Consider the following 11,278-nt stretch of genomic DNA (forward strand, 5'->3'; position numbering starts at 1 on the left):
GCCGCAGCCGGTGATCACCCAGGACAACCTGACCGTGCAGATCGACTCGGTGGTCTACTTCCAGGTCACCAGTCCGCAGGCCGCGGTCTACGAGATCTCCAATTACATTGCCGCCGTGGACCAGGTGACGATCACCACGTTGCGCAGCGTGGTCGGCGGCATGACCCTCGAGGAGACGCTGACCTCCCGCGACCAGATCAACCACCAGCTGCGCGGTGTCCTCGACGAGGCGACCGGCCGTTGGGGCCTGCGGGTCTCGCGCGTGGAGTTGAAGGCCATCGATCCGCCGCCGTCGATTCAGGAATCGATGGAGAAGCAGATGAAGGCCGACCGTGAGAAGCGCGCCATCATCCTGACCGCCGAGGGTCAGCGCGAGGCGTCGATCAAGACGGCCGAGGGCCAGAAGCAGGCGCAGATCCTCGCGGCCGAGGGCGGCAAGCAGGCGCAGATCCTGTCGGCCGAGGGTGAGCGGCAGTCCCGCATTCTGCGCGCCCAGGGTGAACGGGCCGCCGCGTACTTGCAGGCCCAGGGTCAGGCCAAGGCCATCGAGAAGGTGTTCGCCGCCATCAAGAACGGCAAGCCCACCCCCGAACTGCTGGCCTACCAGTACATGCAGACGCTGCCGCAGGTCGCCAAGGGGGACGCCAACAAGGTGTGGCTGGTGCCCAGCGATTTCGGCAAGGCCCTGGAGGGTTTCGCGCGCGGCTTCGGCAAGCAGGGCGAGGACGGCGTCTTCCGCTATGAACCCGCCGCGGACGGCGCCGCGCCGGAAGCCGAGGATGATTCCGACGAGGTCGCCGACTGGTTCGACACCGCCACCGATCCCGCCACCCAGCGGGCCGTGCGCGCGGCCGAGGCAGACGCCCGGACTCCGGTCGAGCCTCCGACCACGGGGCTGCCGCCCACCCCGACCCGCACACCGCTGGAACAGCGGCTGCCGCAACAGCCGGGCCCGCAGCCCGCCCCGCCACAGTACGGTCAGGAACCGGATCAGCGATGGCAGAATCCGCCACCGCGACCGCCCCAGGGGCGCTGAGCATTTCGCGCTGAGAGTCGAATACTTCATGCGGGCGAGGCCCTCTCGACACTGTCGAGAGGGCCTCGCCCGATATCCGGTGCGGGTCAGTTCTGTGTGCCGCCGAAGTGCGCACCGGCGATGGAGCGCGACGGCTCCCCGTCGACGCCCACCGGCACGTCGCCTTCCAAGGTCGTGCGATACAGCACCCGGGTCACGTCCAGGTGGTCGAGGTCGCTGGGCGCGAGATGCGCGGTGGCGCGGTTGTCCCAGAACGCGACACTGCCCTTCTCCCAACGGAATCGGACCGTGTAGGCGGGATCCGACAGCTCGGCGTAGAGCAGTTCCAGCAGGGCGTCGCTCTGGCGCGGGCTGAGGCCGATGATTCGGGTGGTGAAGCCCGGGTTCACGAACAGCACGCGTTCCCCGGTGACCGGATGCACCCGCACCACCGGGTGTTCGGTGACCAGCGGTGCGGCCGCGACCCGCTTGGCGTAGTCGCTCTCGGAGTCCCAGGCGGGCAGTTTGCCGCCGAAGCGGTGTTCGGCGCGCAACCCGTCGAGGAACGACTTGAGCGAATCCGGCAGGCCCGCATAGGCGGCGGCGAGATTGGTCCACTGGGTGTCGCCGCCGCGCTCGGGTGCGATCTCGGCCCGCAGCAGGGAGGCGGCGGGCGGGTTGATCAGCGGCGACACATCGGTGTGCCAATGGTTGGTGTAGCTGAACTTCTTGCGCCCGAACCGCTTTTCGTACAGGCGGCTGTCGACGGCGAGGATCTCGGGGAACTCGGTGGGCGCGTCATCGTCGTACGGGTGCGAGGGCGTGACCGCGCCGAACCGCTTGGAGAAGGCGATCTGCTCGGCGTGCCCGATGGTCTGGTCTCGGAAGAACAGCACCTTGTATTCGTGCAGTGCCGCGGTGAGGACCGCGATCTGCTCGTCGGTGAAGTCGCCGCCCAGGTCGATGCCGCTGATCTCGGCGCCGATGTGACCGGCGACGGGTGCGATGCGGAAGGTGGTCACGGGGTTCTCGGTGGTGGTCATGGCTTTTCCTTTCCGAGGTCAGGCGGTCGCCTGGGTGCGAACAGGGGTGAACTGGCTCTCGACGGGCGCGAGCCCGTAGTGACCGCGCAGGGTGGTGGCGGTGTAGTCGGTGCGGAACAGCCCGCGCTGCTGCAGGATCGGCACCACCCGGTCGACGAAGTCCTCGAGCCCGCCGGGCAGGTACGGCGGCATGATGTTGAAGCCGTCGGCCGCGCCGCCTTCGTACCAGCTCTGCAATTCGTCGGCGATCTGTTCGGGGGTGCCCGCGAAGGTGCGGTGGCCGCGGCCGCCGCCGAGCTTGCCGATGAGCTGGCGCACGGTCAGCTCCTCCTTCTCGGCGAGCTCCTTGACCAGCGTGAAGCGGCTCTTGCCGCCCTCGATGGCGGTCACCGGCGGCAGCGGCGGCAGCGGCGCGTCGAGGGCGTGCTCGGTGAGGTCGACGCCCAGCAGCGAGGACAGTTGCCGCAGTGCGTAATCCGGCGAGATGAGGTCGGTGAACTCCTGCTCGAGCGCGCGGGCCTCCTCTTCGGTGTCGGCGATGAACGGCACCAGGCCCGGCAGCACCTTGAGGTCGTCGGCCGAACGTCCGTACTTGGGCAGCCGTTCCTTGAGGTCCTGGTAGAACTCCTGGCCTTCTTCGATGGTGCGCTGCGCGGTGAACACGGCCTCGGCGTACTTGGCCGCGAATTCCTTTCCGCTCTCCGAGGATCCGGCCTGCACCAGCAGCGGTCGCCCCTGCACGCTGCGCGGCGAGTTGAGCGGGCCGCGCACCCGGAAACGCTCGGTCCGGTAGTCGAGGGTGTGCACCTTGTCCGGGTCGGCGAAGACGCCGGTCTCCGCGTCGAGCACCACGGCATCGGATTCCCAGCTGTCCCACAGCTGTACGGCCAGATCGACGAATTCGTCGGCGCGCTCGTAGCGGCGGGCGTGCTCGGGGATGGCGTCGTAGCCGAAGTTGAACGCCTCCTCCTCACTGCCCGAGGTGACGATGTTCCAGCCCGCGCGGCCGCCGCTGATGTGGTCGAGGGAGGCGAATTTGCGGGCCAGGTTGAAGGGTTCGTTGTAGCTGGTCGAAGCGGTCGCGATGAGCCCCACGTGCTGGGTGACGGCGGCGATGGCCGCGAGCAGCGTGACGGGTTCGAACACGGCCAGCGCATTGCGCTTGATGCGCGGGCCGACGGCCAGCCCGTCGGCGAAGAACACCGAGTCGAGCTTGCCGCGCTCGGCGATCTGCCCGAGCTCCTGGAAGTGCGCGACGTCGAGGACCCGGCGCTCCTGGGTGCGCGGATGCCGCCAGGCGGCCTCATGGTGGCCGACACCCATCAAGAAGGCGTTGAGGTGGAAAGGCTTGCGTGCGTTGGTCATAGAGAGGTCTCCTCGGGAGGGTCAGTTGGTGCGCCAGCGCGACAGTCGCCGCTCGATGGCCACCAGCACGCCGTTGTAGACGAGCCCGACCAGGGCGATGGCGACGATCCCGGCGTACATGTCGGGGATCTGGAAGTTCTGCTGTGCCGCGGTGATCAGGTAGCCCAGTCCGGCGCGCGCCCCGAACATCTCCGCGGCGATGAGCACCAGGATCGAGCCGGACGCGGCCATCCGGATACCGGTGAAGATTGACGGCACCGCGGCCGGGAGGATCACCTTCTGGAACAGCCGCAGCGGCGAGAAGCCCAGCGACACCGCGGATTTCACCAGTAGCGGATCGACGGTCCGCACCCCGCTGATGGTGTTGAGCAGGATCGGGAAGAACCCGGCGTACACCACCAGCGCGATCTTGGAGGTCTCGCCGATGCCGAGGATCAGGATGAACACCGGCAGCAGCGCCAGCGCGGCGGTATTGCGGAAGAGTTCGAGGATCGGACTGAGGAAATCCGCCACCGGCTTGTACCAGGCAATGGCCACGCCGACCGGGATCGCGGCGATGAGCGCGATCGCGAAGCCGATGAGCGAGCGGGTCAGGCTGGTGGAGACGTTGTCCCACATTTGACCGTTGCGGATGAGTTCGATACCGGCCTGGACGACCGTCGAGAACGGTGGCAGGAAGATGTCGTCGACCAGTCCCAGCCGCGGTGCCGCCTCCCACAGTCCGAGGAAGGCCGCGATCACGATGCTGGGCTTGCCGACCCGCCACGCCGCCCGGCCGATGGCCGCCGGAGAAAGCACCGAAGGTTTCCGGCGCGACACCGCCGAATCCGTGGTGGTCGCAGCATCGGTGACGCTCGCGGTGGTCTCGGAGGCCGTGTGGCCGGTGGTGAGGTCCGGGAATTCGAGGGCCGCGTGCGGCAATCGCAGTGCGCTAGACATTGGTCGTCCTCCTGTCGGCGGCGAGCGCGGCCTGTTCCAGGTCTTGGGCGCGCGCCACCTCGTCGTGCAGCAATGACCAGACGTGGTGGCGCAGTTCGCGGAACCGTTCGCTGGAGCGGACGTCCGGATCGCCGTCGCGATCCAGATCGATATCGACGATCGCCTTGATCCGCCCGGGCCGCGACGTCAGCACCGCGACCCGTTGACCCAGGTAGACCGCCTCGTCGATGCCGTGGGTGATGAACAGCACCGTCTTGCCGGTGGCTCGCCAGATCCGTAACAGCTCGTCCTGCAACGACTCCCGGGTCTGCGCGTCGAGTGCGGCGAACGGCTCGTCCATCAGCAGCACTTCCGGGTCGAAGGCCAGGCTGCGGGCGATGGCGACCCGCTGCTTCATGCCGCCGGACAGCTCGTGCGGGTACCGCTCGCCGAATCCGGCCAAGCCGACCAGTTCGAGATAGTGCTCGGCGATCCGGCGGCGTTCGCGGCGGCGAATGCCCTTGGCCTCCAACCCGAATTCGATATTGGCGCGGGCCGTGCGCCACGGCAGCAGCGCGTACTGCTGGAACACGATGCCGCGATCCAGGCCCGGTCCGGTCACGGGCGCGCCGTCGAGCAGGATCTGCCCGGACGTCGGCTTCCCGAGCCCGCCCAGCAGGTCCAGCAGCGTGGACTTGCCCGAACCGCTGGGCCCGACCAGCACCAGGAACTCGCCGTCGCGAACATCGACGGTGATGTCCTCGAGCGCGGTGAACGCGTCCTGCTCACCTCGCACCGTGAATTCCTTGCCCACCCCGGCGAGCGCGAGTTTCACTGTCGTGCCGCTCATTTCGCCACCGCCTCGCCGCTGGGTCCGGAGTTCTCCGGATAGGTGCCGTTGGCGTACGGGTTGTCCTTGTTGGTGTAGAGGTCCTTGGCCGTCAGCTTGCCCGCGGGCAGTTCACCATTGCGCACCAGCCAGTCGACCCAGATCTGGATTTCCTTCTCGGCGATCACGCCGCCGGGGACCGGAACGCCGTAGGAGTGGTAGTACTGCAGCAGCGAGGTGTTCTCGTTGCGGCCGCGCTTGGTGATGATGTCGGTGAACTTGGCGACCACCTGATCGCGCGGCGTGACCTGCAACCATCGGGTGGCCCGGGCGGTGCCCTGCACGAAGTCGGCCACCGCGTCGGCGTGCGACTTCAGGTAGTCGTTGCGGAAAACGTATGTGCCGTAATCGAATTTCCCGAACAGGTCCTTGTCGGTGTAGAGCGGGTGCAGACCGCCTCGGCCGACGGCATTGTCCCGGAAGACGCCACCGAGCGCGGCCACGTCGATCTGCCCGTTGCGCAGCGCTTCCTCGGTATTGGCGGGCGGCAGCACCACCAGCTGGACCTGTTTGATCTCGCTGTCGCTGAGACCTTGATCGTGCAGCCACTGCCGGGTGATGAACTCGTGGTGCGCGCCGAGGGTATTGACGCCGACCTTCTTGCCGATGAGATCGCGGGCCGACTTGATGCCGGAGTCGTCACGCACGAAGTAGCCGGTGAAGTTCAGTTCGTCCGCGCCGTAGGAGCTGAGCACGGCGGTCACGGGCGCGCCGCCCGCCACGAGCTTGATGACCGCGCCGTTGAAGGCGCTGCCGAATTCGACCTGCTTGGTGGCCGCGGCCTGGATATTGGCCGGGCCGCTGGTGGTATCGCCCTCCCAGTGGAGGTCGATCTTCTTGAAGTAGCCGAGGTCGGCGGCCAGTTCGAAGGCCGTGACCTGACCGGTGGTGCCCTGGTAGCGGACGACGGTCTTACCGTCGGCGGTCGTGCCGGCGTCGGTCTTGGCGCAGCCGGTGAGCAGGACCACCGCACTGGTGACGGTGAACGCGGCCGCGAGGGCGCGCCGCAGCCGGGGACGGCGGAGCGGGAATGCCATGGGGGACTCTTTCGGTGAATATGTCTGTCGTACGGGCTGATTCGTGTCCGGGGCGACAACAGAGCTGCATGGGAATCCCTTTCGAGACGGGGAGTGCACATATGCTGCGATGCCGCGACCGGCGCGGCAATCGCGATTTCACGATGTGGAAATCAGCGTGAGCGAAATTCGGCGGCGGAAAACGCTGGGGCGCCGGTGGTTTGAAACAGCGGCGCGATCCGCCCGGCCGCGATGCGCATGGCGGGCACCACCGCGCGGATGAGCTCGTCGTCCAGCCGTGCGGAGCGGGCCTGTACCGCCAGCGCACCCTGCACCTGCCGATGCGGGCCGACGATCGGCACCGCGAGCGACCGGATCGGATCCTCGCTCTCGATGAGCTCCGAGGCGAAGCCGATGTGGCGGACGCGGTCGAGGTCGACATCGGCGGTGGCGCGGGCCGGTGAGTAGGCCAGCAGCGCATGCCCGGTCGCGCTGGTCTGAAGGGATTGGCGGGGCCGCGGCACCTGGTGGTGGCAGAAGTAGACGGGCGGCCGCGCCTGGAACACCGTGACGGCGTCGCGGTCGTCGGCCACGCTCACGCTGACGGTGATCCGGATGCCCGCCGCCAGCGCGTAGAGATGGGGTGCGACCGAGTCGAGACCCAGCCGGGTGAGGGCGGGCCGGGCCAGGGTGGCCAGTCCGTGACCGACGCGGTAGCGGTCGGTCGCAGGGTCCTGTTCCAGCAGCCCGCCGCGGACCAGGGCCTGGGCGAGCCGGTGGGTCGTGCTGACGGGCAGCCCGGCCCGCTGAGCCAGTTCGCTGACCGACAACTCGGGATCGTCGCCCTCGAAGCAATTGAGCACCTGCACCGCGCGGTCGACGGCGCGTGCGCCCGATCGGGGTTCATCGATGGCGGCCATGGTTCCTCCTGCGGGACCCGAAACGGTATTGCAGGCACTATGGCGACGGCTCTGACCTGGGGCAACGGTTGCGCGCAGCGCGATCCGAGCCGGTCGGAGGGTGATTTTCGGTGCGCATCGTTTTGTGTCGACTTTGTATTACGCGATCGGGGTCACCATTTTCCCGTGACCTCCGTCACAAATTCGGCCGTAAATTCCAGAAATGTGATTTCGCGACACTCCGATGCCAACTGCGTAAACGCATCGAGTGCGGCAGATACCGTTTTGTCAACTGCCCGTGATCGATACGTGATTCGCCGTGATTGATCCGTTACCGTCGTTCTCGGCTCGGATTCCTCCGGGCCCCCGCTCGAATCGACGAACGCCGGAACCCGTCCCGCGATTCGAGAGCAACCGATAACCCTGGGGACGGGGAACCGCAGCTCACAGCGCGGGACGGTGGGCGCAGGCAAGGGAAAACACATATGCATCGCAACCGGAAGCTCACCACCCGCATGCTCGCCGCGACCGCGGCCGTCGGCGCGCTCGTGTCCGTTCCGTTCGCGCTGTCCACCGCGACCGCGTCGGCCGCCGGGCACAACTGGGACGCCGTCGCCAACTGCGAGGCCAGCGGAAACTGGGCCGCGAACACCGGCAACGGTTTCTACGGCGGGCTGCAGTTCACCCAGAGCACCTGGAACGCCTACGGCGGTTCGGGCAACGCCTCCAACGCCAGCCGCGAAGAGCAGATCCGCGTCGCGGAGAACGTGCTCGCCGGCCAGGGCGCGGGCGCCTGGCCCGTGTGCGGCGCGTACCTGTAATCAGGTTCCGCGTTAGTCAGAACAAAACAATGGCCCTCTCCGCAAATATGCGGCGAGGGCCATTGTCGTATTTCCAGACCTAGGCGTGTGCCGCGTAGATCGCCGCCGCCAATTCTGTCTTGAGGGCTTGGAACTCGGGTGTGGCCGTGACCGCGAGGTCACGCACCCCGGCATCGTCATCATTCGGTAATTCGATGCGGCGATCCACGATGATCCGGCCCGGGCGGGCGCTCATGACCAATACCCGGGTGGACAGGAATACCGCCTCCGCCACCGAATGGGTCACGAACACAATGGTTTTGCCCGCCTCCCGCCACAGCCGCAGCAACTCGACCTGCAAGCGTTCGCGGGTGAGCTGGTCGAGCGCGCCGAACGGTTCGTCCATGAGCACGATGCGCGGATCGTTGACCAGCACCCGCGCGATCTGTGCCCGCTGCTGCATGCCGCCGGACAGTTCGTAGGGCCGCTTGTCGCCGAAGTCGGCGAGACCAACCAGTTCGAGCATCCGGTCGGTCGCCGCCCGCCGCGTCTTCTTGTCCACACCACGACATTTCGGGCCGAACTCGATATTGCCGCGCACCGACAACCACGGGTACAGGGTGGGGGCCTGGAAGACCACCCCGCGCTGCGGGCCGGGTCCCTCGATCGGGTCCTGCCCGACCAGCAGGCTGCCGGTGCTGGGCGGCAGAAAGCCGCCGAGCAGTTGCAGCAGCGTGGTTTTCCCGCAGCCCGAGGGGCCGACGACGCTCACGAACTCACCGGGCTCGATGACCAGGTCGGTAGGGGAGAGCGCGACGGTGCTGCCGGTCGGGGTGTCGTAGGTCTTGGAGACGTCCGTCAGCACCACCCGGTCGCGCACCTCGAGCGCGGCGGTCATTTCGCGCTCACCGTCGCGGCGGCATTGGCGTAGACCGCGCCCGCGTACGCGTCCGGGGCGGCCAGTCCTTGGATCTCGCCCTGGCTCAACAGGAAATCGGCGGCGGACTTCAGATCCAGGCCGAGCTGCTTGCCGAGATAGGCGGGTCCGGCCTGGGTGGCCGCGTCGAGGTAGCCGTACTCGCCGAGCTGCTTGCGGATATCGGGGACCGGGACGCCCAGCTGCGCCGAGATCCGGGTGGCCGCGGTGTCGGGCGCGGTGTTGATGAGGTTGACGGCCCAGTTCTGCGCGGCGGTCCACACCTCGAGGAAGCGCGGATTGGCCGAAACGAAGTCGGCGCGTGCGCCTTCCAGGTCGTAGGTCGGTTTGCCCGCCTTGGCGGTGTCGGCGGCCGTGGTGACCACGTGCCCGGTCTTCACCAGTTCCGACAACGTCGGTTCCCAGATGAAGGCCGCGTCGATATCGCCGCCCTTCCAGGCCGCGGCGATGGCGTCGGGCTGCAGGTTCACCAGGTGCACGTCCCGCTCGACGCCCGCGGCGGCGAGCGCCGCGAGCAGACTGTAATGCGAGGTGCTGGCGAAGGGCACCGCGATGCGCTTGCCGCGCAGGCCCGCCACGCTCGTGATCGCCGGATCCTTCACGACCAGCGATTCGGCGGCCCCGATCACGTCGTGCACCCACACCGCCTTCATGGGGATGTTCAGCGGCGCGGACACCGCGCGGGCGGCGGCCGCGCTGCCGAGCAGTCCCAGGTCCAGGGAGTTCGACCCGAACGCCTGGATGACCGTGGCGCCCGAGGCGAACTTGCTCCAGGTGATGGTGGCCTTGGGCAGGCAGGTCTCGAGCAGACCGGCGTCCTTGACCACCAGATCGCCGTTGGGGATGTCCTGGTAGCCGAGTCGTACGGTGCCGGTGAAGCTTTCGTCCACGGCCACCGGGCAGGCGGGCTTGTCGCCGCTGGCCCGCGACTGGTCGGTGCGCCCGGATTGCACGCACGCGGTCAGCGACGCGGTGAGCAGTCCGGCGAGGGCCAGGGTGGTGAGAGTGCGCTTCACGCTTTGCCTTTCCACGGCACGACCAGCGCGCCGATCCAGCTGATGACCGCGTCGAGAGTGAGCGCGGTGAGTCCGATGACGAGGATGCAGGCCATGGTCAGCGGCGTATTGAGCTGCTGCCCGGCCAGGAACGCGAGACCGCCGATGCCGGGGATGCCGTTGTTCAGCTCGGCCGCGACCACGGTGGTCCAGGCGAAGCCGACGGCGACCCGGATGCCGCCGATCACCTCGGGCAGCGTCGCGGGCAGCAGCACGCGGGTGACGACCTGCACGCGCGAGGCCCCCAGGGACCGCGCCGCGTTGACGCGATCGGCCGAAACCCCGTGCACCCCTGCGATGGTGGCGATCACGACGGGCGGGAAGGCGGCCAGGAACAGCAGCCAGATCTTCGAGGTGTCGCCGATGCCGAACCACACGATGAGCAGGCCGATATAGCCCAGCGGCGGCAGGGTGCGCAGGAAGTTCAGGTACGGGCCGACGATCGTGGCGAGCGCTTTCGAGGTGCCGAGCGCGAATCCGACGACGGGCCCGAGCAGGACCGCCGCGCCCGCGCCGACGGCGATGCGCTGCAAGCTGGCCAGCAGGTGTTCCCAGAGGAAGTAGTTCTGTTCGCCGGGCACCTCCCGTGGCACGCCGGGCGCGAGCGGATGCCAGCTGTTGGCCCGCACGAACGCGTCCCAGACCGCGCGCGGGCCGGGCAGGAATTGCGGGTCGACGAGTTTCGCGGCGGCGACCGCCCACCACACCGCCAGCAGCACGGCCAGCGACAGCGCGCGCACGAGCAGGCCGCGCACGGGGCCGGGCAGGGTGAATCGGGCCTGATTCACCGCGGTGGCAGCGGTTTTCGTCGCGCCGAGACTGATCATGTGCGGGTTCCGAGCACGCGGTGGGGACTCACGCGAAGCGCCTTCCTTGTCGACGGTGGACCTGGCGGTCGCGGGAGCCGCGACCGTCCGGCCAGATCCTGTCGCGTGTCGGCGCGCGCGAACAGCGCCACGATCACCGTGATTCTGAAACCGGTCCCCGGTTCGCCCGCAGCGGCCGGGTGGGCACGGCGGCGGTGAGGCGGGTGCCCATGCCGGGCGCGGAGTCGATGGTGAGGGTGCCGCCGATCACCGCGAGGCGATCGTTCATATTGGTCAGCCCCAACCCCGGCCCGGCCGCCGTCGGGTCGAAGCCGCAGCCGGTGTCGCTGAGGGTGAAAAGCAGTGTGCCGCCGTGCTGTTGCGCGGCGATGGTGACCGTGGTGCCCGGCCCGCCGTGTTTGGCGCTGTTCTGCATGGCCTCGAGACAGCAGTAGTAGAGGGCGGTTTCGATCTCGGGCCGGTAGCGGCCGAGGCGGTCGACGCGGACGTGGGCGGGCACGGGGGAGCGCAGCGC

The 11,278-nt window shown here is 68.3% G+C and carries 12 protein-coding genes; 2 read left to right on the forward strand and 10 right to left on the reverse strand.

What is annotated here, in order from left to right; translation table 11 throughout:
- A partial coding sequence (locus ACWELQ_RS23795; RefSeq protein WP_452399253.1) for an SPFH domain-containing protein occupies positions 1 to 1,036 on the forward strand: 1,036 nt, incomplete at its 5' end.
- A gap of 86 nt (positions 1,037 to 1,122) precedes the next feature.
- Here ACWELQ_RS23795 and ACWELQ_RS23800 read toward each other — a convergent pair.
- The 6 genes from ACWELQ_RS23800 to ACWELQ_RS23825 all read right to left on the reverse strand — a co-directional run bounded on the left by ACWELQ_RS23800 (position 1,123) and on the right by ACWELQ_RS23825 (position 7,166).
- Complete coding sequence (locus ACWELQ_RS23800; protein ID WP_452399254.1) at positions 1,123 to 2,058, reverse strand: TauD/TfdA dioxygenase family protein; 936 nt, start codon at positions 2,056 to 2,058, stop codon at positions 1,123 to 1,125.
- A gap of 18 nt (positions 2,059 to 2,076) precedes the next feature.
- Complete coding sequence (locus ACWELQ_RS23805) at positions 2,077 to 3,423, reverse strand: LLM class flavin-dependent oxidoreductase (protein WP_452399255.1); 1,347 nt, start codon at positions 3,421 to 3,423, stop codon at positions 2,077 to 2,079.
- A gap of 21 nt (positions 3,424 to 3,444) precedes the next feature.
- On the reverse strand, positions 3,445 to 4,362 hold the full coding sequence (locus ACWELQ_RS23810; RefSeq protein ID WP_452399256.1) for an ABC transporter permease: 918 nt from the start codon (positions 4,360 to 4,362) through the stop codon (positions 3,445 to 3,447).
- Positions 4,355 to 5,191 carry an ABC transporter ATP-binding protein gene (locus tag ACWELQ_RS23815; RefSeq protein WP_452399257.1) on the reverse strand — a complete coding sequence of 279 codons (837 nt, stop codon included), beginning with the start codon at positions 5,189 to 5,191 and terminating at the stop codon, positions 4,355 to 4,357. The genes ACWELQ_RS23810 and ACWELQ_RS23815 overlap by 8 nt, the downstream gene beginning before the upstream one ends.
- Entirely contained in the window at positions 5,188 to 6,267 is a 1,080-nt protein-coding gene (locus ACWELQ_RS23820; RefSeq protein ID WP_452399258.1) for an ABC transporter substrate-binding protein, read from the reverse strand. The genes ACWELQ_RS23815 and ACWELQ_RS23820 overlap by 4 nt, the downstream gene beginning before the upstream one ends.
- A gap of 152 nt (positions 6,268 to 6,419) precedes the next feature.
- Entirely contained in the window at positions 6,420 to 7,166 is a 747-nt protein-coding gene (locus ACWELQ_RS23825; protein WP_452399259.1) for an IclR family transcriptional regulator, read from the reverse strand.
- 464 nt (positions 7,167 to 7,630) lie between these two features.
- Here ACWELQ_RS23825 and ACWELQ_RS23830 point away from each other — a divergent pair, with 464 nt between their 5' ends.
- Positions 7,631 to 7,966 (forward strand): transglycosylase family protein, encoded by a 336-nt coding sequence (locus tag ACWELQ_RS23830; RefSeq protein ID WP_452399260.1) that lies wholly within the window; start codon positions 7,631 to 7,633, stop codon positions 7,964 to 7,966.
- A gap of 79 nt (positions 7,967 to 8,045) precedes the next feature.
- Here ACWELQ_RS23830 and ACWELQ_RS23835 read toward each other — a convergent pair whose 3' ends face one another.
- The 4 genes from ACWELQ_RS23835 to ACWELQ_RS23850 all read right to left on the reverse strand — a co-directional run.
- Positions 8,046 to 8,843 (reverse strand): ABC transporter ATP-binding protein, encoded by a 798-nt coding sequence (locus ACWELQ_RS23835; protein WP_452399261.1) that lies wholly within the window; start codon positions 8,841 to 8,843, stop codon positions 8,046 to 8,048.
- The gene (locus tag ACWELQ_RS23840) at positions 8,840 to 9,898 is read right to left on the reverse strand and encodes a taurine ABC transporter substrate-binding protein (RefSeq protein ID WP_452399262.1); all 1,059 of its coding nucleotides are present in this window, start codon (positions 9,896 to 9,898) and stop codon (positions 8,840 to 8,842) included. Before ACWELQ_RS23840 ends, ACWELQ_RS23835 begins: the two co-directional genes overlap by 4 nt.
- Positions 9,895 to 10,764 (reverse strand): ABC transporter permease, encoded by an 870-nt coding sequence (locus tag ACWELQ_RS23845; RefSeq protein WP_452399263.1) that lies wholly within the window; start codon positions 10,762 to 10,764, stop codon positions 9,895 to 9,897. Before ACWELQ_RS23845 ends, ACWELQ_RS23840 begins: the two co-directional genes overlap by 4 nt.
- Positions 10,765 to 10,897: 133 nt before the next feature.
- On the reverse strand, positions 10,898 to 11,278 hold a 381-nt coding region (locus ACWELQ_RS23850; protein WP_452399264.1), incomplete at its 5' end, for a sensor histidine kinase.

The sequence above is a fragment of the Nocardia sp. NPDC004722 genome (assembly GCF_053601505.1).